We start from the raw sequence: 21,725 nt of genomic DNA on the forward strand, positions 1-21,725 counted from the left end.
CCGGGAGCGGGCGGGCCGTCAGCCCGCGCGGTGGCCGCGCCGTAGCTGCCACACGAAGTACGGCGTGCCGATCAGCGCCGCCAGCAGCCCCGACGGGATCTCCGCGGGCGCGATGGCCGTACGGCCCACCGTGTCCGCGGCGATCATCAGCGCCGCGCCCAGCAGCGCCGACACCGGCAGCAGCCGGTGCGCCCGCGAACCGACCAGCATCCGCGCCGCGTGCGGCGCGACCAGGCCGACGAACGCCACCGTCCCCACGACGGCGACCGCGCACGCCGCCAGCGCCACCGCGAGGACCAGCACCGCCAGCCGGGTCCGCTCCAGCGGCAGCCCCAGCGTGCGCGGCGTGTCCTCGCCCAGCGCCAGCAGGTCCAGCCGCCGGAACGACAGCACCAGCAGCGGCACGCCCACCAGCACCGCCGCCGCCAGCACGGACAGGTCGGTCGTGTCCCGCGCGTACGTCGAGCCCGACAGCCACGTCAGCGCCTGCGCGACCTGGAAACGCGCCCCCACCACCAGGTAGTTGGTCGCCGCGGTGGTCAGCGCGAACGTGCCGATGCCGACCAGCACCAGCCGCTCCGGCGCCACCGACCCCTTCCGCAGCGACAGGCCGTACGTCAGCGCGAACGCCGCCGTACCGCCCAGCAGCGCCGCGACCGGCAGCATCGCGTACGGCACCGAGGGCAGCGCCACCAGCACCAGCGCCGCGCCGAACCCGGCACCGCCGCTGACGCCCATCACCGTCAGGTCCGCCAGCGGATTGCGCGACACGGTCTGCACGATGCCGCCCGCCACCGCCAGCAGCGCCCCCGCCAGGGCCGCCACCAGCAGCCGCGGCAGCCGGTACTCCAGCACCACGCCCCGCAGCAGCTCGTCCCCGCCGCCCGCCAGCAGCCGCGGCAGCTCGGCGAACGGCACGGCGATGTCGCCCAGCGCCAGCCCGCCCGCCAGCAGCGCGGCCACCGCGGCGACCCCGCCCACCAGCAGCGGCGGGTACGGCAGCCGGCGCCCGCGCCGGCCCGGCATCACCGTGCCGGGCGCGGCCGGCTCCGCCGGCAGCCGCCGGGCCAGCCACAGGAACAGCGGCGCGCCGAACAGCGCCGTCACCACACCGGCCGCGACCTCGTTGCCGGTCGGCGACGTCACCCGCGCCAGCAGGTCCGCCGCCAACAGCAGCGTCGCCCCCCACACGGCCGCCGCCGGCAGCAGCGCCGCGTGCCGCCGCACCCCGGCGAGCCGCACCAGGTGCGGCGCGGCCAGGCCGACGAACCCGATCGGGCCCGTCACCGCCACCGCGCACGCCGTGAGCAGCACCGACAGCACCACCGCCGTCAGCCGCACCCGGCCCACCGACACGCCGAGGCCCCGGGCCGTCTCGTCCCCGGTGCCGAGGATGTCCAGCGGCCTCGCCAGCAGCAGCCCGCCCAGCAGCCCCGCCACGAGCAGCGGCAGCACCGTCAGGGACCGGGTGCTGTCGGCCACCGCGAGCGAGCCGTGCCCCCAGAAGAACACCGCGCCGGTCTCCTCCTGGAAGAGCACCACCAGCACCGCGGTGACGCTGGACAGCGCCAGCGTCACCGACACCCCGGCCAGCACCAGGTGGGCGGGCCGCCCCCGCGACCCGCCCGCCACGGTGTGCACGAGCGCCGCCGCGAGCAGCCCCCCGGCGAACGCGACGCCACCGCGCGGCAGATCGCCCAGCGAGAACCCGGTGATCGCGCTGAGGGCCACCGCGAGGTACGCGCCCGCCGTCACGCCGAGCGTGTCCGGCGAGGCCAGCGGGTTGCGCACCGACGACTGGAGCAGGCAGCCCGCGACGGCCAGCGCCGCCCCGGCGACCAGCCCGGCCAGGGTGCGCGGCAGCCGCCCGCCCAGCAGCACCGACCGGGCCTCCGCGTCCCCGCCGCCGGCCAGCAGCCCCAACAGGTCCCCGAGGCCGACGTCGCTGCGCCCGTACCCCAGGTGCGCCACGGTCACCAGCAGCAGCGCCAGCACCCCGCCGGCGACGATGGCGGCCGGGCCGGCCGGGAGGCGCAGCGCCCTCCCGGTCCGCCCCGGCACCGTGTCCGAAGGACGTGTCGCGATCCCGGTCATGAAGTGAGCGCGCTCGCGATCTCGTCGGCGACCTGCGCGGTCGAGAACGGCCCGCCGAAGAACCACGTGCCCGGGTCGAGGGCGTGGACGCGCTTGCCCTTCGCGAAGTCCAGGTTCTGCCACAGGGCGTTCTTCGGCAGCGACGTGGCGAACACGTCGTCGTCCTTCGCGGCGACGTAGACGAGGCTGGACTTCTCGACGGGCTTGAGGCCCTCGATGTCGACCTTGCTCATGCCGTACGCGTCGGCCTTGCCCTTCCAGGCGTTCCTCAGACCCAACTGCGGCAGCAGCCCGCCGGGGATGGTGGAGTCGGTGAGGACCTCCACCACGGCGGCGCCGTCCGTGGTGTAGCCGCGGGCGACGGTCACCTCGGCCCGGTCCCTGTTCGCCGTCGCCAGCTTCTGCCGGGCGGCGGCGATCTTCTCGTCGAGCTCCTTCAACGCCGTGTCGGCCGCCTCCGGTTTGCCGACGGCGGTGCCGATCTTCCTCAGCGTGGCCCGCATCTCCCCGTACTCGCTCTCAGTCGAGTACGGGTCGAACATCAGCGTCGGCGCGATCTTGTTCAGCTGTTCGTAGTTGGCCTCCGAACGCACCTTGGAGGTGATGATCAGGTCGGGCTTCAGCGCCTTGATCGTCTCCAGGCTGGGCGCCTGCCGGGTCCCGACGTCCTTGACGTCCGCGCCGAACCGGGGGCCGCCGGTGACCCACTGGTCGTACCCCTTCACGTCGGCCACACCGGCCGGGGACACCCCGAGGGCCAGCAGGTCCTCGGCGTACGTCCACTCCAGGGCGACGACCTTCCGGGCGGGCTGCTTCAGCGTGGTGGAGCCCTTCAGGTGGGAGACGGTGACCCCGCCCCCCCGGCCGGCGCCGCCGTTCCCCTCCTTCGGGGATCCGCCGCCCGCCTCCTCGGCGGCGGAGCCGCAGCCGACGGCGGTGACGGCGAGCGCCGCGGCGGCGAGGAGCGCGGTGAGGGCGGTACGGGCCCGTGGTGCAGTGCGCATGGGCGATGGTTCCTTTGCTCGATCGGGTGGTGCGAACGGTGGTGCCGTGGTGCTCAGGTGGCCGCTGCCGGCGACGGCTCGCGCCACGTCGGCAGACAGGTCGGCACACCCGTGTGGGGGTCGAGGGTGACGGTCGTGTCGATCTGGAAGGCGGTGCGGACGGTCTCCTCCGTCAGCGCCTGCGCGGGCGTGCCGGACGCGACGATCCGGCCCCCGGCCAGCACGACCATCGCGTCGGAGAACGCGGCGGCCTGGTTCAGGTCGTGCAGCACCACCGCCACGGTGATGCCGTGCTCGTCCGCCAGCCGCCGCACGAGCCGCAGCACCTCGATCTGGTAGCGGATGTCGAGGTACGTCGTCGGCTCGTCGAGCAGCAGCAGGCCGGTCCGCTGGGCCAGCGCCATCGCGATCCACGCCCGCTGCCGCTCGCCCCCGGACAGCCGGTCCAGGGTGCGGTCGGCCAGCGGCCGCAGGTTCGTGGCGTCCAGCGCCCAACTGATCGCCTCCCGGTCCTCGTCGCCGTCGCCGCGCGCGAGCAGCCCCTGGTGGGGGTGGCGGCCGTACGCGATCAGCTCCTCGACGGTCACCCCGGCGGGCACGATCGGGGACTGCGTCAGGAAGCTGAGCTTCCGGGCCAGTTCCCGCGGCCGGTACTCCGCCAGGTCGCGGCCGTCGAGCACGATCCGGCCCGCGTCCGGAGTGTGCAGCCGGGCCAGCGCCCGCAGCAGCGTGGACTTGCCGGAGCCGTTCGGGCCGACGAGCGCCGTGACCTCGCCGGGCGCCAGGGCGACGCCGATGCCGCGGGCGACGGGCTCGCCCCCGTGGCCGAGGGTGAGCTCCCGCGCGCTGATCTCGATGCTCATGACAGCGGGTTGGGGACGGTGCCGTTCGGGCGCAGCGCGTGCCGCAGCGCCCGGTCGACGTAGCGGGTGACGACGAGCCGGTCGGTGTTGAACGGGTAGCGCGGGAACTCGTCCGCGAGCATGTCGTACTCGGCGTACCGGTCCTTCCGGTCCGGGAACCGCTTCTGGTACGACACGACCGCCTGCCGCACCAGCCGCCAGAACCGCTCCTCCGGGACGCCCAACTGCTCGGCGACGAGCGGCGCCAGGTACCGGAAGTGGCCCAGCAGCAACTGGTCGACGACGTGCTGGCGGATGACGACCGGGTTCTTCCGGGGCAGCACGTGGTCGTAGCCGTCCGGCTCCGGGCCGCGCTCCGGGACCGGGGTGTGCGACACGGACACGTCGTCGACGAAGTCCTTCAGGAACAGCCGCCGCGGCACGTCGTCGGCGTCGTACCCGATGAGCGTGTTCTGGCCGTGCGGGTTGAAGGTGATGCCGTACGTGTACATCACGTGCAGCACCGGGTGCATCACCGTCTCGAACAGCCGCGACAGCCACTCCTCGGCGGGCAGCCCCGAGGCGCGGACCAGCTCCGCCGCGAACGACGTGCCGTGCTCGTCGACGTGCAGCAGCGACGCGAACGTGCGGACCCGCTCGCCCTCGTCCTGCCGCGACGACACCGACTCCCGCCAGATGCACCCCAGCGTCTCCAGGTGCTGGTACGGCATCTCCGGCACCCGGTCCAGGTACGGGTGGCGGACCGTCACCGACGCGACCTCCCCGAGGAACACGGTGCGCAGCTCGTCGCGGAGCAGCGGGTCCTTGCCGAGCAGGCCCGTCAGCCACTGCGTGGTGAGCGGCGCGCCCTGCGTGCAGTGCGGCGGGATGCCGCGCCAGATCAGCGTGTTGACGATCTTCAGGGGGAGCTTGACGTCGTACCGGTCCCGCTCGGACACGTTCGTCATGGTCCGCACCGACTGCTGCGGCAGGTACGCGTCGGCGCTCTCGCCGAGCGGGACGATCCGCCGCTGGGCGATCTCGCCGGCGAACAGCACCTGCACGGCGTGGTCCCACTGCCACGGGTGGACGGGCATCCACACGTACGCGTCGGGGTCGCCGCCGACCGCCTCGATCCGGGCGCGGAACGCGGTGACGGTCTCCCCGTCCAACTCGTGGGCGACGACGGCCGCCTCGCTCAGCCCGGGCGTGCCCCGGAACTCGGCGAGCCCCCGGTGCACGGCGATCCACTGGAGGGCGAGCGTCTGCTGGGCCTCCGGCGCGTACGCCCGCACGTCGCCGGCGGAGAAGCCGATGCGGCCCTTGTTGGCGACGAGCGTCGGGTGGCCCGTCATGGCGCACTCCAGCTCCGCGTGGCCCAGCTCGCGCAGTTCGGCCGCCGTCCGCCCGCCGTGCTCGATGCGCGCCGCGTCGACGGCGAGGGTCGCCGACAGCTCCGTGAGGTACATGCCGAGGGTGGGCGCGTCGGTGCCTATGGTGCCCGCGCAGTCGACGAGGAACTGCTGCGCGTCCCACGCGGGGGTCTCGATCTCGTTGCCGAGGAGCCCCGCCGCGCCGCGCGTCACGGAGTCCTTGGCGACCCGCCAGGAGCCGAGCGCGCCGCGCGTGGCGGAGAAGACGTACGAGACCCCGCTGTCCAGGTCGACCCGGAACCGGCCCTCCGCCTCCAGCTCCAGTGGCTTGACCAGCTCCTCGAAGGCGAACTCGGAGAGCGTCTTGGCGAGGAGCCTGCGGTTCGCCTCGCGCCACGACTCGGGGGAGACGTCGGCGAGTTCGGGGACGGGGTGGCCGTCAGTCATACGGGCGATGCCTTTCTCGTGTGGACGCCGGCTGTTCTTCCGGCCCTTACGCTGCTCCGCTTCGCGGCGCTTCATGCGGCGCTCCCTTCCTCGACGGCCCGGCCGGCGCGGACGACCGCGTCGAGCAGGCCGTCCACGTCCGTGGTGCGGGTCTGCGGGTTCAGCAGGGTGAGCTTGAGGTGGACGGCCGGGCGGCCGTCGCCGCCCGGCGCGTCGGTCCGGCCGACCAGCGCGGCGCCGGAGCGCAGCAGGCGGCGGCGGAGCGCGCCGTTGACGCGGTCGGACGCGGACGGGTCGCGGGTGACGTACCGGAAGACGACCGTCGACAGCGTCGCCCCGGCGGTCAGCTCCAGCCGCGGGTGCGCCGCCACGGCCCGCTCGGCGTGCCGGGCCAGGTCGTGGCAGGCGTCCAGCATCGCCCCCAGCCCCTCGGTGCCGAGGGCCAGGAACGTCGCCGCGACCTTCAGCGCGTCGGCGCGGCGCGTCGTCTGCAGCGACAGGCCGAGCAGCCCGTCGTATCCGGCCTCGCCGTCGTCGTCCGGGTTGAGGTACGCGACCCGCAGCCCCGTCGTCGGGGCGAAGTCCGCCGCGTCCCGGGCGAGCAGGACGCTCGCGGCGGCCGGCTGCCAGGCCGTCTTGTGCAGGTCCAGGGTGATCGTGTCGGCCTCCTCGATCCCGTCCAGCAGCGGCCGCAGCCGGTCCGAGAACAGCGCGCCGCACCCGTACGCCGCGTCCACGTGCAGCCGCACGCCGTGTTCCCGGGCGACCGCGGCGACCTCCGGCAGGGGGTCCACGGAGCCGTAGTCGGTGGTCCCGGCGGTGGCGACGACCGCGACGGGCAACTGCGCGTCCGGGTCGACCCGGCGCAGCGCCGCGTCCAGCGCCTCGGGCCGCATCCGGTGCCGCCCGTCGACGGGCACGGTCCGCACCGCGCCCTCCCCGAGCCCGAGGACGGCGCAGGCGCGGGCGACCGAGAAGTGCGCCAGCTCCGAGCAGAACACCAGCGGCTCCTGCCCGAACCCGGCCAGGCCGCCGCTGCGCACGTCCCGCAGCTTGGCCGCCGCCGCGTCGCGGGCGACGAGCAGCGCCTGGAGGTTGGACGCGCTCCCGCCGGACGTGAGGACACCGCCCGAGTCGGGCCCGTAGCCGGCGAGTCCGCAGATGCCCTTCACGAGCCGCCGCTCGATCTCGACGGCGTACGGGCCGGAGTCCCACGTGTCGACGGACGCGTTGAAGATCCCCGCCAGCACGTCGGCCGCGGCGGCCACGGCCAGCGACGGCGGCTGGAGGTGCGCGGCGGCGCGCGGGTCGGCGAGGTCCACGGTGGTCTGCGCGCAGGCCCGGGCGAGCGCCAGCACGGCGTCCGGGCCGGCCCCGGCGCGCGGGACGAGACCGTCGGGGAACTGCGCGTCGACCAGGCCGGTCAGGTCCTCCGGGCTGAGCGCGGGCAGCGGCCCCCCGCGCCCGCGCAGTCCGTCGGCGCACTCCCGGGCGATCTCGCCCACCAGCCGCCCCACCTCGGCGAGCCCGGCGGGGGCGGCGGCCAGCAGGTCGGGTTCGAGCAGCGGCGAGGCGGGGGCGGACAGGGCACTACCGGGCATCGTCATGGCAGGTCATTCCTTCTTCTTCGGCTCGTTCCGCCTCCGGGGCGCTGTGAGCGGGCGCCGGGACGGCGACCGCGCGCGGGCGCGAAGCGCTGAGCACGGTCGTCCTCCCGGCCTCCGCGCGCCCCTTCGGCGCCACGAGCGGCGCATGGGGGAGCTCTCTCGGCAGCGGCGCGTCCGGCTCCGCGGGGCGGCCCGGGGCGCGCGGGGTCCGGAGCGCGGCCCACCCGTCCGGGAGGGCGGCGGGCCGAAGCGGCACCGCGGGCACCGCAGGCGCCGCGAGCGCCAGGACGCACAGCAGGGCGCCCCCCGCGAGCAGGGGGGCCCACAGGGCCACGGCCGCCGTCCCGGTGGCGACGAGCGGCGCGAGCAGCAGCCCCGCCGTCTGCCCCACGGCGACGACGCTGTACGCCGCTCCCGACCCGCTGGCGGCGATCACCCGCTCGTCGAGGGCGACCTGGCCCATCGCCAGCCCGGCCCCGAACACCAGCCGCGCCGCGGCCAGCCAGCCCGGCTCGGTGACCGCCGCCTGCACGGCGAGCCCCGCGGCGGCGACGAGCATCCCGTGCCGCAGCAGCCGCCCGCCCAGCCGCGCCCGCAGCCGCGCGGCGGCGGGCAGCAGCGCGAGCACGGCGACGTGCGGCAGCACGAACAGCACCGCCGCCGTGCCGGCCGACGCGCCCGCGCCGGTCACGTACTCGGTGAAGTACGGCCGCGCCGCGTACACGGCGACGGCCGTCAGCAGCACGTACCCGGCCAGCCGCCACACCCCGCCGCCGGCGGCCCGAGCGGCCCCGGAGGCGTCACCGGCGTCACCGGCCGGCGCCCCGGCCCCGGGCCGCAGCACCCGCAGGCACGCCACGAGCAGCACCGCCTCCAGCAGCGCCAGCAGCGGCAGCGCCGACCGCGGATCGGGTACGGACACGACGACCCCGCCCAGCAGCGTCGCCGCGACCGACGCGGCGTGCAGCACGGCCACGTACTGGACGACACCGGGCAGCACCCCGCGCGGGTGGCTCCGGGCGAGCCCCGGATACGCCAGCAGGACGACCGCCTTCGCGGCCACGAGCAGCACGGACACCCCGGTGAACACCGCGTACGAGGGCGCGAGGACCAGCGCGGCGGCCAGCAGCACCGCTGCCGACTGCCCGGCCGTCACCAGCCGGGCCAACGGCACGCGGCGGCTCGCCCGGCCCCACAGGGGCAGGGCGGCGACCGCCGAGACCTGGCACAGCACCAGGAAGAGCCCGGTCGCGGCCAGCGCCTCCACCCCGTACGCGGCGCGGAACAGCGCCGGGTAGAACGGGGCGAGCGCCGACTGCGTCACCATGTGCAGCCCGGCCGCCGCCAGCAGCACCGGGCGCCCGCGCGCTCCCGTCATGCCGTGCGCTCGCGGACCATGAGCGCCGCCCGCTTCCCCGGCAGGTCGATCTGCCCGACCAGCCGGAACCCGGCCCGCTCGAAGGCCCGCACGGACCGCTCGTTGCGGACGTCCGGCTCGGCGACGACGCGCTCGGCGTACGGGTCGGCGCGCAGCAACCAGTCGGAGACGGCCCGGAGTAACGCCGTGCCGAGCCCTCGGCCCCGGTACGCGGACGGGCCGAGCAACAGGTGCACGCCGGCGTCGCGGGGCCGGGCCGGGTAGTGGTGGCGCAGCGGGTCCAGGTCGGCCCGGTACACCTCCCAGTAGCTCATCGGGGTGCCGTCGACACAGCCGATGTACGGCGTGGAGTGGGCGCTGCCCACCTGCTCCCGCAGGTAGGCGGCGATCCGCTCCACGGGCTGGGCCATCTCCCAGAACGCGGCCACCTCCGGATCGTTCATCCACGCGTGCACCAGCCCCGCGTCGACGGCCGGGTCGACCGCGCGCAGCGTGAACACGCCCTGCTCCAGCGTCGTCTCGGCGACGACGGGGCCACCGCCCGTCACTTGCGCACCTCCGCGATCGGGTTGGCGATGTCCACGTACACCGACTGGGCCTCCAGGGGGCCGGTCAGCTCGTCCATGCCGCGCACCCGCGTCAGCAGGTTCGCCTTGCAGCGCAGCGTCGGTTCGTCCCGCAGCAGCGCCGCCAGCCGCAGCCGGTCGCCGTGTTCGCCGGCGGCCCCGGCGAGGAACCGGTCGGCGCGGCGCAGCAGCCGCGCCTCGTCCGCGAGGCCCTGGGAGCCGAGCGCGCCGACGAGACCGAGCATGTTGTTGATGCCGACGTAGTAGGCGAGTCGCTCGTCGATGACCTCGTCGGCGACGTACGTGCCGAGGTCCCGGCCGATGCCCGGCACCCAGCCGTACAGGGCGTCGCTGCGGGCGGGGGAGAAGTAGTAGCCCTGGTTGTCGCGGTACCGGCCGCCGGCGGGCCAGCCGTCGTCGTCGAGGACGACGAGGGTGTTCTGCTGGTGCGCCTCCAGACCGATCCCGTACGTGGCGTACAGCCACAGGACGGGGCCGACGACCCGCTCCGCGTAGCGGACGAACCACTCCTCGCCGACCTCCGCGACGGGCCGGCCGGTCCGCTCGGCGAGGGCGTGCACGAGCGCCGCCAGGTGGGAGCGGCCGTCGGGCAGGTCGGGGCGGGGGGAGACGAGCCCGGCGACGCACAGTCCCTGCGGCGCCGCGTCCGCGGGGAACGGGTTGGCGCGGACGACCACGTCGAGGCCGGTGCCGTCGCCGCCGCCGGGCGCGGTGTCGACCGCGAGCCACGCCGGGTCGCGGACGATCGCGAAGTTCGGGTGGGCGGCGCGCAGGGCCCGGTCGAGCCCCGCGGTGAGGAGCCGGTCGACGGCGATGCCCCGGCGCAGCTCGGACCGCATGTTCTCGCGCCGCGAGTTGGTGATGCGCAGGCCGAGGGAGAACTTCAGCATCACGTCCGCGTCGGGCCGGTACAGCGTCCGGACGGAGGAGGTGGGCGACCAGTGGGGGCCGGCCGGGCCGAGGTCGTGCAGCAGGCCCGCGTCGAGCAGGGCCCGTACCGCGGGCCGGTGGACGGCGTCCTGCGCCTGCCACGGGTGGGCGGGGACGAGGACCGTGCCGCCGGGCCGCGCGGGGCCCTCCCCGACGAGGTCCGCGAGGAGGTCCTCGGCGCTCCGGTCGAGCGAGGAGTCGGAGCTGACGACGGACGGGTCCGCGGCGAACCAGTGCAGCGGGAAGGAGCCGCGCGTCTCGGGGGAGTAGCGGGCGGCCTCCGCGTCGGTGAGCCCCTCGCGGCTCTTCGGCGTCGGGTGCAGCGGGTGCCCGGTGAGGAGGGCCTGCTCGGCGGCGAGGAACGGCGTCGTGCCGGCCGGGTCCCCGGGGGCGGCGGCCCGGACCCGGACGAACTCGGTGACGCGGCGCACGGAGTCGCTGACGCGCCCGGTCAGGTCGGCGACGGACTCCGGGTCGCCGTCGGCCGCCTCGACGCCGAGGAGCGCGGCGAGCACCGCGGCGGAGGCGGGGGCGCCGGACGGCAGCCGGGCGGGCCCGAAGCGGTGCCAACCGACGGACGACCAGTACAGGACGGGCGCCTCGACCGCCGTGCCGGTCGCGGGCAGCTCCAGGCGCAGCACGTCGTCGGCGGGCCGTTCCACTGCGGTCTCCCGCACCCAGCAGCGCAGCAGGTTGTCGACGGCGGACCGGTCGGCCTCCGCCGCGGGGTCCAGGGGCTGGGTCTGGCTCATGCGCACTCTTTCTGCTCGTCGTTCGCGTGGTTCTGGGGGAGGCCGAAGGTGGTGAACGCGGTGCGGCGCGGCAGCGGGTAGGCGGGCCGGCCGGTCAGCGCGTTGAGGATGACGGCGGAGCGCCAGGCGGCGAGGCCCAGGTCGGGGGTGCCGACGCCGTGGGTGTGCCGCTCGGCGTTCTGGACGAACACGGCGCCGCCGACCTTGTCGTCGAGGACGAGCCGCTGGTCGTGGTCGACGAGGGGGCGGCCCGAGCCGTCGCGGGCGATGTGCGGGCCGAGCGGTTCGAGGAGCCCGTCGACGGGCCGCTCCGCGTACCCGGTGGCGAGGACGACGGCGTCGGTGAGGAGCGTGGCCCGGGAGCCCTCCTCGCGGTGCTCGAGGGCCAGTTCCACCCGGCCGCCCCGCCGGCCGGCGGCGGTGACGGCGACGCCGGGGGTGAGGGTGACGTCCGGCCAGCCGCCGGTCAGGGCGCGCCGGTACAGCTCGTCGTGGATGTCGCCGAGGGTGTCGGTGCTGACGCCCTTGTACAGCTGCCACTGCTCCGGCAGCAGCCGGTCGCGGGCGGCCTCGGGCAGTTCGCGGAAGTAGCGGGTGTAGTCGGGCGTGAAGTGCTCCAGCCCGAGTTTGCTGTACTCCATGGGGGCGAACGCCGGGGTGCGGGCGAGCCACGCCAGCGCCTCCCGCCCCCGGGGCCGGGCCCGCAGCAGGTCGAGGAGCACCTCGGCGCCCGACTGCCCCGCGCCGACGACGGTGACGTGCCCGGCGGCGAGCAGCCGCTCCCGGTGGGCGAGGTACTCGGCGGAGTGCAGCACCGGCACGTCCGGGTCGTCGGCGAGGGCCCGCAGCGGCGCGGGCACGTGCGGGGCGGTGCCGACGCCGAGGGCCAGGTGCCGGGCGAGGATCCGACCGGTGCCGAGGGCGGCGCCGGCCCCGTCGACGCGGGTGAACTCCACCTCGTACGCCTGTCGGTCCTCGTCCCAGCGGACGCTGTCGGCCCGGTGCCCGAAGCGGCAGGACGGCAGTTGCCCGCTGACCCAGCGGCAGTAGGCGTCGTACTCGGCGCGCGGTATGTGGAACCGCTCGGCGAAGTAGAACGGGAACAGTCGCTCCTGGGTGCGGATGTAGTTGAGGAACGACCAGCGGCTCGTCGGGTCGACGAGGCTCACCAGGTCGGCGAGGAACGGCACCTGGAGCGTGGCCCCCTCGATCAGCAGGCCGGGGTGCCAGTGGAACGCGGTCCGCTGCTCCAGGAAGACGGCGTCGAGTCCGGCCACCCCGTCGGCCAGGGCGGCCAGCGACAGGTTGAACGGGCCGACGCCCACGCCGAGCAGGTCGACGGTCGTCGGTTCCTCGGCGGCTTGCTCGGTCGTCATCGGGGTCCTTCCGGTTCCTGTGCGTGCGTCGTGCGGATGCGGGCGGCGGCGTCGGCGGCCAGGTCGAGCAGACCGGCCAGGTCCTCGCCGGTGGCCCGCGGGTGGAGCAGGGTGGCCTTCAGCCACAGCCGCCGGGTGCCGTCGGCGTCCTCGGCGACGGCCCGCCCCACGACCGCCCGGCCCTCGGCGAGGAGCCGGCGGCGGACCTCCGCGACCAGCGCGTCGCCCTCGGCGGGCGGTGCCGCGTCGGCGGCGACGGGCCGGAACAGCACGGTGCTGATGCCGATCCCGCCGGGGCGGCGGCGCAGCGCCGGGTGCGCGTCGACGAGCACGGCGAAGTCCCGTGCGGTGCGCACGCAGTGCTCGACGAGCGCGCCGAGCCCGCTCCGGCCGAGGGCGCGCAGCGTGGCGGCGATCTTCAGCACGTCGGGGCGGCGGGTGGTGCGCAGGGAGCGGCCGAGCAGGTCCGGCAGGCCGGCCTCGCCGTCGTCCTCGGCGTTGAGGTAGTCGGCGCGCAGGGCCAGCGGGGCGAGCAACTCGGTGTCGCGGACGGCGAGGACCCCGGCGGCGGCCGGCTGCCAGCCCAGTTTGTGCAGGTCGAGCGTGACGGAGACGGCCGACTCCAGGCCCGCGAGGAGCGGCGCGAGCCGGTCGCTGAACAGCAGCGGACCGCCGTAGGCGGCGTCCACGTGGAGTTCCGCGCCGTGCCGTGCGGCCACGGCGGCGAGCCGGGGGAGCGGGTCGACGAGCCCTTCGTCGGTGGTGCCGGCGGTGGCCACCACCAGGGCGGGCCCGGTGAGGCCGGCGAGGGCCCGGTCGACGGCCGCCGGGTCGAGCCGACCGCCCGGGCAGTCCACGACGACGGGCTCGGGCAGGCCCAGCAGCCAGGCGGCGCGCCGCACGCTGTGGTGGGCGTTGCCGCCGCACACGACCCGCACCCCGGCGGCCCCGGCGGCGCGGGTGGCGCGGGCCCGCTCGCGGGCGAGCAGCAGGGCGACGAGGTTCGACTCGGTGCCGCCGCTGGTGATCAGCGCGTCGGGCGCGCTCCACCGGGGGTAGACGAGGGCGGCGAGGGCGGCGGTGACCTCCTGTTCCAGGACCGCGGCGGCGGGGGCCTGGTCCCAGGAGTCCATCGACGGGTTGAGGGCGGCGGCGGCCAGGTCGGCCGCGGCGGCCACCGCGAGGGGCGGGCAGTGGAGGTGGGCGGCGCACCAGGGGTCGGCGGGGTCGGCGGCGCCCTCGGCGACGGCCCGTACGACGGTGCGCAGCGCCTCCTCGGCGCCCGTGCCGTGCTCGGGGAGCACGGGGGCGCAGGCGGCCCGTAACCGCTCGGCGACCGCGCCGGGCCCGCCGCCGGGCAGCGGCCCGCCCCGGGCGGCGGCGCCCTCGGCGAGCGCGTCGAGCACCACCGAGGTCAGCTTCCCGAGGGCCAGGGGTCCCTGGGTGTCCCCGGCGACGGCGGTGTCGGCCTCTCCCGGCGCGGCGGTCGCGGCCGGAGGGGCGGGGCGGCCGGCGCCGTCCGCGCCGCGGCCGGGTATGCCGGGGTGCCCGTCGCCGCGGCTCATCGGGTGCCCTCCACGGCGGAGGCGAGGCGCTCCACGACGGAGTCGGCCTGCTCGTCGGTGAGGACCAGGGGCGGCAGCAGCCGTACGACGGTGTCGCCCCGGCCGCCCAGCTCCAGGATCAGCCCGCGCTCCACACAGGCCGCGCGGACCGCCCGGGCACGGGCGGGGTCGCCGGGCGGGACGCCGTTCCGGTCGGGGGCGCCGTCCGGGTCGACCAGCTCGACGCCGATCATCAGGCCGCGCCCGCGGACCTCGCCGACCGACGGGTCGGCGGCGGCGATCTCGCGCAGGCCGCGGCGGATCCGCTCGCCCAGCTTCAGCGCCCGCTCGGCCAGTTGCTCCTCGGCGACCGCGCGGAGGGTGATCTCCCCGGCGACCATGGCGAGGGTGTTGCCGCGGAAGGTCCCCGCGTGGTGGCCGGGGCGCCAGGTGTCGAGGTCGGGGCGGTACGCGATGAGGGCGAGCGGCAGCCCGCCGCCGACGGCCTTGGACGTGACGAGCACGTCGGGCGTGACCCCGGCGCGCTCGCAGGCCCAGTAGTGGCCGGTGCGGCCGACGCCGGTCTGCACCTCGTCGACCACGAGGACGATGCCGTGCTCCTCGGTGATCCGGCGGACCTCCCGCAGCCACCCGTCCGGGCCCTCGACGACGCCGCCCTCGCCCTGGACGACCTCCAGGATGACCGCGGCGGGCGTGCCGACCCCGCTGCTCGGGTCGGTGACCAGGCTCTCCAGCAGCCGCGCCGACAGCTTCCCGGACTCCTCGCCGTCGCCCGTCCCGAACGGGCAGCGCATCCCGTACGGGTAGGGGAGGCGGGTCACCGGGACGGCGTCCGCGCCGACCGCGCCGCTCATGCGGGACGGCCCGGACACGGCGGACGCGCCGAGCGTCATCCCGTGGTAGGCGCCGGTGAAGGCGACGATCCCGCGCCGGCCCGTCGCGTGCTGGGCCAGTTTCAGCGCCGCCTCGACGGCGTCCGTACCGGCCGGGCTGCAGAAGTGCAGCCGCGCCGTGTCCCGCAGCCCGCCGGGCAGCCGCCGGAGTAACTCCCCGCAGAACGCGTCCTTCTGAGGTGTGATCATGTCCAGGGTGTGCAGCGGCGCACCGGACGCGAGGACCGACTGGAGGGCGGCGACGGTCGCGGGGTGGTTGTGCCCCAGCGCGAGGGTGCCCGCGCCGGAGAGGCAGTCCAGGTACGTGCGCCCGTCGGCTCCGGTGACCACCGCGCCGGCGGCGTGCACGGGGGCGACGGGCAGGGTGTTCGCGTAGGTACGGGCGGAGGACTCACGTCGCTCCTGGCGCTCGAGGAGCTCGGCGCGCAGCGCACCGTTCGGCATGGCGGATGCCCTTCGGTCGTGTTGCGGAGGACGCGCACGAGGCGCGCACGCGGCAGGCGCGGTGGGGGTGCCCACCGCCGCCTACGGAAGGTTAGGTTAGCCTAACCTGTAGAAAGATCAAGGCTTTCTGACGGCGCGTTCCGCGCGCGGAGGGCGCCAATCCGCCATCGCGCGCCCCCAGTTGTGCGCCCCTTCTTCGTGTCGTCCCTGGTGGGAGCGGCGTGTCGGCGCCCCGGCGGAACCCGGTCGGGGGGCGCCGCGCCTACTCCGGCAGCGGCAGCCGCACCGACCGCCCCGGCTCGATGGAGACCGCGGTCCCGGGCAGCTCGATGTCGATCGGCGCGACCCCCGACTCCGGCACCGCCACGTGCAGGCTCTCCGGCGTCATCCGCAGCCGCACCCCCCAGTGCCCGTGGAACCGCAGCGTGAACGCGTACTCCGACAGCTCCGGCAGCCGCACCGGGTCCAGCCGCAGCGCCCCGCCCCGCGTGTCCAGCCCCGTCAGCCCCCGCTGCACCAGGTCCAGCGTGCCCGCCATGGCGCCCAGGTGGACGCCCTCGCCGGTCGTCCCGCCGTGCAGGTCCGCGATGTCCGCCTCCAGCGCCTCCTGGCAGAACTCCCACGCCCCCGCCCGCCGCACCCGCGCCAGCACCCACCCGTGCACCAGCACGCTCAGCGTCGAGCCGTGGCTCGTGCGCCGCAGGTAGTAGTCGACGGTCCGCCACCACGTCCCGTCGTCCAGCACGTGCCCCAGCCGCCGCAGCAGCCCCCGCAGCTCGGCCGGCGGGAACAGGTAGCCCAGCATCAGCACGTCCGCCTGCTTGGACGCCCGGTAGCGGTTGACCGTGTCGCCCTCCGCCTCCAGGATCCGGTCCAGCCGCCGGATGTCCCCGTACTTGCGCCGCAGCCCCTCCCAGTCCAGCTCGGCCAGCTCCCCGTACCCGTGGAACTGGCTGATCACCCCGTCGTGGAACGGCACGTACAGCCGGCGCGACACGTCCTCCCAGAGCGCCAGCTCGCTGTGGTGCAGCCCGATGCGCTCCTCCAGCTCCCGCCGGCGCGGCTCCGGCAGCTCCGCCATCAGGTGCAGCGCCCGCGCCAGCACCCAGGCGGCCGTCACGTTCGTGTACGCGTTGTCGTCCAGGCCCGGCCGCTCTGCCCCCGGGTACGCGTCGTGGTACTCGTCGGGCCCCATCACCCCGCGGATCCGGTACCGGCCGAGCGCCTCGTCGTACGCCGCCGAGTCCGCCCAGAACCGGGCGATCTCCAGCAGCATCTCCGCGCCCTTCGTGTGCAGGAACTCGTCGTCCCCGGTCGCCTCCCAGTACCGCCACACGTTGTACGCGATGGCCGAGCCCACGTGGTGCTGGAGGTGCGAGTGGTCCGGCAGCCAGTGTCCCGAACGCGGGTTGAGGTGCAGCCGCTGCGTCTCCTCCCGGCCGTCGCTGCCGCTCTGCCACGGGTACATCGCCCCCGCCCGGCCCGCGTCCCGCGCCGCGGACCTGGCCCGGCCCAACCGCCGGTGCCGGTAGGTCAGCAGCGCCCGCGACACCTCCGGGAAGTGCAGGTTCAGGTACGGCAGCACGAACAGCTCGTCCCAGAACACGTGTCCCCGGTACGCCTCCCCGTGCAGCCCGCGCGCCGGCACGCCGACGTCCAGGTCCGCGGTGTGCGGCGACAGCGTCTGCAACACGTGGAACAGGTGCAGCCGCAGGATGCGGCCCGCCTTGTCCGGCACCTCCAGCTCGGCCCGCCGCCACAGCTGCTGCCACGCCGTCCGGTGCGACGCCAGCAGCTCGCCGAAGCCGCCCGCCCGCCCCACCCGGTCCACCGCCGCGTGCAGCGGGTCGGAGATCGCCGGGTCGCGCGAGGTGTGCAGCGCCACCACCTTGTCGACCACGACCGCCGCGCCCGGCAACAGCTCCAGCCGGAACCGCTGCACCACCCGCCCGCCGCCGTGCGCCACCTCGGCGTCCTTCGGCGCCGTCGTCCGCGCGGCCAGCCCGATCCGGACGTCGGACGTGGCCGTCCGGCAGCACAGCCACACCCGGCCGCCCTCCGCCTCGCCCGTCTCGACGTGCGCCAGGTGCCGCGACGCCAACTGCCGGTACCGCGCCACGCCCGTGTTGGCGACCGCGCCGTCCAGGGCGGCCTCCACCTCCAGCGTCCCCGCCCAGTTCTCGGCGGTGAACTCCGTCCGCAGCGCCGCCACGTGCGGGTCACCCATGTGGACCAGCCGCAGTTGTCGCACCGCCAGCCGCCGCCCGTCGTCGTCCTCGTACCGGCTGCACCGCTCCAGGACGCCGCCGCGCAGGTCGAGGGTGAGCGCGTGGTCGGTGAGGAACTCGTGCGCCGGCGCCAGCCACGGCCCGGGCTCGGGACCGTCGGCCACCCGGTAGCGCACGGGCAGCCAGTTCGGCAGGTTCACCACGTCCTCGTTCTCGACCCGCCGCCCCGCCACCTCCGACACGAGCCGGTCGTAGCAGCCCGCCGCGTACGTCCCCGGGTAGTGCGTCCCGTCCGCCGCGCACTCCGGAAGGGCGCCGCGCGTCGCGAAGTAGCCGTTGCCCAGGGTGCACAGCGCCTCCCGCAGCGACTCGCGCTCGGCGGCGTACCCCTCGAACCTCCACGTCCAGTCGCTCACGACGGCTGTCCCTCCCGTACGGCGAGCAGCTCCGCCAGATCCGGTACGACGAGGCCGGCGCCGTGGCGGCGCAGCGCCTCTGCCGTCCCCTCCCCGGCCGCCCGGTCGACGCCCACGACCAGGCCGAACCCGCCGCGCCGCCCCGCCTCCACCCCCGCCAGCGCGTCCTCCACCAGCGCGCACCGCCCGGCCGGCACGCCGAGCCGGCGCGCCGCCTCCAGGAACAGCGCGGGGTCCGGCTTGCCGGGCAGCCCCAGGCGGGCCGCCTCCACCCCGTCCACCAGCGCGTCGAACAGGCCGAGGACCCCGGCCCCCTCCAGCACCTCGCGGGCGTGCCGGGACGCCGAGGCGGCGGCCATCGGCACCCCCGCCGCGCGCAGGGCGCGCAGCAGCCGCACCGAACCGGGGTAGGCGGCCACGGGACGGGCGCGCAGCCGCTCGGTGAAGCGGCGCTCCTTGTCGGCGGCGACGGCCTCCACGGCGGCCGGGTCCGCGCTCAGCCCGCGCGCCGCGAGGAACGCCGCGGCCCCGTCCCGCCGGGAGCGTCCGTCCACGTACCGCCGGTACTCCTCCGCCGCGTCGAACGGCCGCCGCGCCGGGGCGTCCGCGGCGCCCGGCGGCAGGCCGCCCAGGTACGCGTCGAACGCCTCCTTCCAGGCCGCCGCGTGGACCCGCGCCGAGTCGGTGAGCACCCCGTCCGTGTCGAACACGACGGCACGCGCGGACCGCAGCGCGGGAACCACCGGACCGCGGTCCGTGCCTGGGCTCATGGCGGCGTCTCCTTGGTCGTCGACCGCCCGGGTGCCCGCAAACGCCGGGGGCACACGGTACGGGCGCGAAGAACGGGCTCCACCGCCCATCATGGCCCGGCCCCGCCGCGGGGGACGGCCGGTGCAGGGCCATGAGGGGCATCCCGCCCGCCCCCACGGCCCCTCCCGCGTCAGCCCACGGCCTCCGCGAGCAGCTCCGCCGCCCGGGCCACGAGCACGTTGTCCGCCGCCGCGTCCGGGGTGGACCGCGTCGTCAGGACGGCCAGCACGACCGGCGGCCGGCCGGGCGGCCAGGCGACGCCGACGTCGTTGTTGCTGCCGTACCCGCCGCCGCCCGTCTTGTCCGCCAGCAGCCAGCCCTCGGGCAGGCCCGCGCGGAACCGCTCGTCGCTCGTCTTGTTGGCGAGCATCCACCGCGTCAGCCGCTCCCGGTCGTGCGCCGCGAGCGCGTCACCGAGCAGCAGCCGCCCGTACGTGCGGCCGATGGCGCGCGGCGTGGTCGTGTCGGTGACCCGCCACGGCTCGGCCGAGTTCAGCTCCGGCTCCCACCGGTCCAGCCGCGTGACGCCGTCGCCCACCGACCGGCAGAACCGGGTCACCGCGGTCGGCCCGCCCAGCTCGCGCAGGAGCAGGTTGCCCGCCGCGTTGTCGCTGCGGGTGAGGGTCGCGTCGCACAGCTCGGCGACGGTCATCCCGTTCGCCACGTTCTCCGGCAGCCCGGTGACGGGGGAGAAGCCCGACTCCTGCACGTACCGCGCGGTGTAGTGGACGCGCCGGGCGAGCACCTCGCCGTCCCGGTCCAGGTCCCGCAGCACGGCGGCGACGGCGAGCGTCTTGAACAGCGATGCCATCGGGAACCGCTCGTCCGCCCGGTACAGCACCGTCCGGCCGGTCCCCGTGTCGTACGCGAACGCGCCGAGCCGCGCGTCGTGCGTCCGCTCCAGCGCCCGTAGCCGCCCCTCGGCGCGCGCCCCCCTCCCGGACGCGGCCCGCCCCGGCGCGGCGTGCGCGGGCGCGGCCACCGCGACGGCGGCGGCCAGCGCGGCCCCCGCCCCCGTGGCGAGGACGGCGCGGCGGTTCGGACGTGCACCGGCGGGATTCACGATGAGGGCCCCTTCGTCTCGGACAGCGGAAAACACCCACCACGACGTTCCCACCCGCCCCTTTGGTTTCCTCCGTCACACGCTCGGCCGAAAACCGACCCCCTCCGAGGCTGCCGCGCCGCCGCCCGCCGACGCGCGGGGGCACGGTCCCGGCCGCCGACAGTAACGTTTCTGCCAGGAGTGTCGGATGTCGTGGCGCAATGCGTGTAGCACCTCCGTGCCGGGTCAAGATGCGCCTATGCACTTTTTCGTTCGGAGTGGGTCGTCGTCCCGATGAGCCAGAGCACCGCACCGCCCCCGTCCGCCCCCGCCCCCACCCCCGTCGAGTCCTTCGACGCGCTCTACGCCGCCGCCGCCCCGGCGCTGGTCCACCAGGCGTACCTGCTCACCGGGCGCCGCAGGCACGCCTTCGACTCCGTCGAGCACGCCTTCCAGCGCGCCTGGGAGCACTGGCCGGAGGTCGCCTTCGACCCGGATCCGGCCGGCTGGGTCCGGGCGCGGACGTACGAGTACGCGCTCGCCCCCTGGCACCGGTTCCGGCGCCGGCCCGGGCGCCCCGAGGCCCCGCCGGCCGACCCCGCGCACCGCGCCCTGCTCGAACTGCCGCCGCTGTACCGCCGCACCGTCCTGCTCTGCGACGGGCTCGGCCTGAGCGTGGAGGAGGCGGCGGCCGAGACCGCGGCCACCGTCCCGGCCACGACGAGCCGGCTGCACCACGCGCGCACCGCGCTCGGACAGCGGGTCCCCGGCCTCGCGGACCCCGACGACCTGCGCGAGTGGCTGAGCGGGCTGGTCGCCGCGGTGTCGACCGCGACGCTCCCGCTGGCCCGGTCCGTCCGCACCGGCAGCGAGCGCCGCCTGCGGGCCCTGACCCGCACGGTGTACGGGGTGACGGCCCTCCTCGTCGGCGCCGTCGTCCTCTCGGCGGTCACCCCTCCCTCCACCCCGCCCGACCCCTCCCCCCGCGACCGCGTCGTCGACGGCGTGCCGCACCGCGACGACCACGAGGCGCCCCGGCCCTAGGAAGCGCCCGGCGGACACGACCGGGCCCGCCGGCGCGAAGGGGACCGGGGCGTCGACGCGCGGGGAAGGGCCCCCGGCCGGGCGTCCGCTCCGGCCGCGTCCCGCTCAGGCCCGGCCGGGGCGCCGCATCAGCTCCTGGAACATCGACATGCACGACAGGCAGTGCCGGTCCGTCTCGTCGCCCTCCTCCCGGAGGGGCTGCCCGCAGAGGGCGGAGGACTGGTCGTGGCCGACGACGTGCCACACCAGGCCGGTACCGGTGGCGGTCGTACCGACGCGCATCTCGTACATGGCGGCTCCCCGTGCGGTGGACGACGCTTGCCCCCAGCCCAGCACGCCCGCGGTCCGGCCGCCGCCGCTGCCGGTCCGTCCGGGTGAGTCACCACGGCAGGAAGACGTGGACGTCCTTGCCCTCGGGCCGGGTCAGCACGGACACCTGCGTGGCGAGGGCGTTCACCAGGTACCAGCCCACGGACCCGGTGTTGTCGACGGGCGACCAGGGGCGGGGGACCGGCGGACGCGGGTTGCTGTCCCGCACGACGACGTGGACGCCGTCGAAGGTGCGCCGCAGCCGCAGGGAGAACGGGCCGGGCGCGTACTGCACGGCGTTGCCGGTCAGTTCGGTGACGACGAGCAGCACGTCGTCGCGCCGGTCCGGCTCCGAGGGGGCCGCCGCCCGCTCCAGCGCGTCGAGGTAGCGGTCGGCGAGGAGTCTGGCTGCGGACACGTCCTCCAGCGCCCCGTCGAAGCGGGCCTCCAGGTCGTCGGCGTCCCTCCGGTCGGCGCCGTCGTTCATGGGCGGGCCGGTGGCCACGGAGTCCTCCTGCTGTACGTCTCGTGCGTCACCCAGTTGCGTTCCGCCGCACGGGTGCCCCGTACGGCCGCCGCGATTC

General features: G+C 76.2%; 17 protein-coding genes. 1 reads left to right on the forward strand and 16 read right to left on the reverse strand.

From position 1 onward, the window contains the following. Positions 1–18 precede the first annotated feature (18 nt). The 14 genes from AC07D6_RS23165 to bla all read right to left on the reverse strand — a co-directional run bounded on the left by AC07D6_RS23165 (position 19) and on the right by bla (position 19,809). Positions 19–2,094, reverse strand: a complete 2,076-nt coding sequence (locus AC07D6_RS23165) for an iron ABC transporter permease (RefSeq protein ID WP_479047128.1) — start codon at positions 2,092–2,094, stop codon at positions 19–21. Then, positions 2,091–3,098, reverse strand: a complete 1,008-nt coding sequence (locus AC07D6_RS23170) for an ABC transporter substrate-binding protein (protein WP_479047130.1) — start codon at positions 3,096–3,098, stop codon at positions 2,091–2,093. The genes AC07D6_RS23165 and AC07D6_RS23170 overlap by 4 nt, the downstream gene beginning before the upstream one ends. Positions 3,099–3,151: 53 nt before the next feature. Next, positions 3,152–3,961 (reverse strand): ABC transporter ATP-binding protein, encoded by an 810-nt coding sequence (locus AC07D6_RS23175; RefSeq protein WP_479047133.1) that lies wholly within the window; start codon positions 3,959–3,961, stop codon positions 3,152–3,154. Next, positions 3,958–5,760 (reverse strand): IucA/IucC family protein, encoded by a 1,803-nt coding sequence (locus AC07D6_RS23180; RefSeq protein ID WP_479047135.1) that lies wholly within the window; start codon positions 5,758–5,760, stop codon positions 3,958–3,960. The genes AC07D6_RS23175 and AC07D6_RS23180 overlap by 4 nt, the downstream gene beginning before the upstream one ends. 71 nt (positions 5,761–5,831) lie before the next feature. Further along, complete coding sequence (locus AC07D6_RS23185) at positions 5,832–7,367, reverse strand: pyridoxal phosphate-dependent decarboxylase family protein (protein WP_479047138.1); 1,536 nt, start codon at positions 7,365–7,367, stop codon at positions 5,832–5,834. Continuing rightward, complete coding sequence (locus AC07D6_RS23190) at positions 7,351–8,745, reverse strand: hypothetical protein (protein WP_479047141.1); 1,395 nt, start codon at positions 8,743–8,745, stop codon at positions 7,351–7,353. The genes AC07D6_RS23185 and AC07D6_RS23190 overlap by 17 nt, the downstream gene beginning before the upstream one ends. Continuing rightward, a complete protein-coding gene (locus AC07D6_RS23195) occupies positions 8,742–9,293 on the reverse strand; it encodes a GNAT family N-acetyltransferase (protein WP_391654114.1) in 552 nt (183 codons plus the stop codon). Before AC07D6_RS23195 ends, AC07D6_RS23190 begins: the two co-directional genes overlap by 4 nt. Next, on the reverse strand, positions 9,290–11,014 hold the full coding sequence (locus AC07D6_RS23200) for an IucA/IucC family protein (protein WP_479047143.1): 1,725 nt from the start codon (positions 11,012–11,014) through the stop codon (positions 9,290–9,292). Before AC07D6_RS23200 ends, AC07D6_RS23195 begins: the two co-directional genes overlap by 4 nt. Next, positions 11,011–12,390 carry a lysine N(6)-hydroxylase/L-ornithine N(5)-oxygenase family protein gene (locus tag AC07D6_RS23205; protein WP_479047145.1) on the reverse strand — a complete coding sequence of 460 codons (1,380 nt, stop codon included), beginning with the start codon at positions 12,388–12,390 and terminating at the stop codon, positions 11,011–11,013. Before AC07D6_RS23205 ends, AC07D6_RS23200 begins: the two co-directional genes overlap by 4 nt. Beyond that, positions 12,387–13,955 (reverse strand): pyridoxal phosphate-dependent decarboxylase family protein, encoded by a 1,569-nt coding sequence (locus AC07D6_RS23210; RefSeq protein ID WP_479047148.1) that lies wholly within the window; start codon positions 13,953–13,955, stop codon positions 12,387–12,389. The genes AC07D6_RS23205 and AC07D6_RS23210 overlap by 4 nt, the downstream gene beginning before the upstream one ends. After that, positions 13,952–15,292 (reverse strand): diaminobutyrate--2-oxoglutarate transaminase family protein, encoded by a 1,341-nt coding sequence (locus tag AC07D6_RS23215; RefSeq protein WP_315880406.1) that lies wholly within the window; start codon positions 15,290–15,292, stop codon positions 13,952–13,954. The genes AC07D6_RS23210 and AC07D6_RS23215 overlap by 4 nt, the downstream gene beginning before the upstream one ends. Before the next feature lie 262 nt (positions 15,293–15,554). After that, positions 15,555–17,936 (reverse strand): glycoside hydrolase family 65 protein, encoded by a 2,382-nt coding sequence (locus tag AC07D6_RS23220; protein WP_479047150.1) that lies wholly within the window; start codon positions 17,934–17,936, stop codon positions 15,555–15,557. After that, entirely contained in the window at positions 17,933–18,706 is a 774-nt protein-coding gene (locus AC07D6_RS23225) for an HAD family hydrolase (RefSeq protein WP_479047152.1), read from the reverse strand. The genes AC07D6_RS23220 and AC07D6_RS23225 overlap by 4 nt, the downstream gene beginning before the upstream one ends. A 170-nt stretch (positions 18,707–18,876) precedes the next feature. Continuing rightward, entirely contained in the window at positions 18,877–19,809 is a 933-nt protein-coding gene (gene bla, locus AC07D6_RS23230) for a class A beta-lactamase (protein WP_479047155.1), read from the reverse strand. Between the two features lie 273 nt (positions 19,810–20,082). On the opposite strand from bla, the gene AC07D6_RS23235 reads away from it, so the two are divergent. Continuing rightward, complete coding sequence (locus AC07D6_RS23235) at positions 20,083–20,832, forward strand: sigma factor-like helix-turn-helix DNA-binding protein (RefSeq protein ID WP_479047158.1); 750 nt, start codon at positions 20,083–20,085, stop codon at positions 20,830–20,832. Positions 20,833–20,937: 105 nt separating this feature from the next. Here the strand turns inward: AC07D6_RS23235 and AC07D6_RS23240 are convergent, their stop codons facing one another. Both AC07D6_RS23240 and AC07D6_RS23245 read right to left on the reverse strand, forming a co-directional pair. Beyond that, positions 20,938–21,123 carry a hypothetical protein gene (locus AC07D6_RS23240; RefSeq protein WP_479047160.1) on the reverse strand — a complete coding sequence of 62 codons (186 nt, stop codon included), beginning with the start codon at positions 21,121–21,123 and terminating at the stop codon, positions 20,938–20,940. A gap of 88 nt (positions 21,124–21,211) precedes the next feature. After that, a complete protein-coding gene (locus tag AC07D6_RS23245; protein WP_391654109.1) occupies positions 21,212–21,646 on the reverse strand; it encodes an ATP-binding protein in 435 nt (144 codons plus the stop codon). Positions 21,647–21,725: the final 79 nt, after the last annotated feature.

The organism is Streptomyces sp. NPDC045287, from assembly GCF_056432325.1.

Bases quoted from the DNA above. Each gene is read 5' to 3' on its own strand.
- AC07D6_RS23165 (WP_479047128.1), bottom strand. From the start codon at position 2,094: ATGACCGGGATCGCGACACGTCCTTCGGACACGGTGCCGGGGCGGACC.
- AC07D6_RS23170 (WP_479047130.1), bottom strand. From the start codon at position 3,098: ATGCGCACTGCACCACGGGCCCGTACCGCCCTCACCGCGCTCCTCGCC.
- AC07D6_RS23175 (WP_479047133.1), bottom strand. From the start codon at position 3,961: ATGAGCATCGAGATCAGCGCGCGGGAGCTCACCCTCGGCCACGGGGGC.
- AC07D6_RS23180 (WP_479047135.1), bottom strand. From the start codon at position 5,760: ATGACTGACGGCCACCCCGTCCCCGAACTCGCCGACGTCTCCCCCGAG.
- AC07D6_RS23185 (WP_479047138.1), bottom strand. From the start codon at position 7,367: ATGACGATGCCCGGTAGTGCCCTGTCCGCCCCCGCCTCGCCGCTGCTC.
- AC07D6_RS23190 (WP_479047141.1), bottom strand. From the start codon at position 8,745: ATGACGGGAGCGCGCGGGCGCCCGGTGCTGCTGGCGGCGGCCGGGCTG.
- AC07D6_RS23200 (WP_479047143.1), bottom strand. From the start codon at position 11,014: ATGAGCCAGACCCAGCCCCTGGACCCCGCGGCGGAGGCCGACCGGTCC.
- AC07D6_RS23205 (WP_479047145.1), bottom strand. From the start codon at position 12,390: ATGACGACCGAGCAAGCCGCCGAGGAACCGACGACCGTCGACCTGCTC.
- AC07D6_RS23210 (WP_479047148.1), bottom strand. From the start codon at position 13,955: ATGAGCCGCGGCGACGGGCACCCCGGCATACCCGGCCGCGGCGCGGAC.
- AC07D6_RS23215 (WP_315880406.1), bottom strand. From the start codon at position 15,292: ATGCCGAACGGTGCGCTGCGCGCCGAGCTCCTCGAGCGCCAGGAGCGA.
- AC07D6_RS23225 (WP_479047152.1), bottom strand. From the start codon at position 18,706: ATGAGCCCAGGCACGGACCGCGGTCCGGTGGTTCCCGCGCTGCGGTCC.
- AC07D6_RS23235 (WP_479047158.1), top strand. From the start codon at position 20,083: ATGAGCCAGAGCACCGCACCGCCCCCGTCCGCCCCCGCCCCCACCCCC.
- AC07D6_RS23240 (WP_479047160.1), bottom strand. From the start codon at position 21,123: ATGTACGAGATGCGCGTCGGTACGACCGCCACCGGTACCGGCCTGGTG.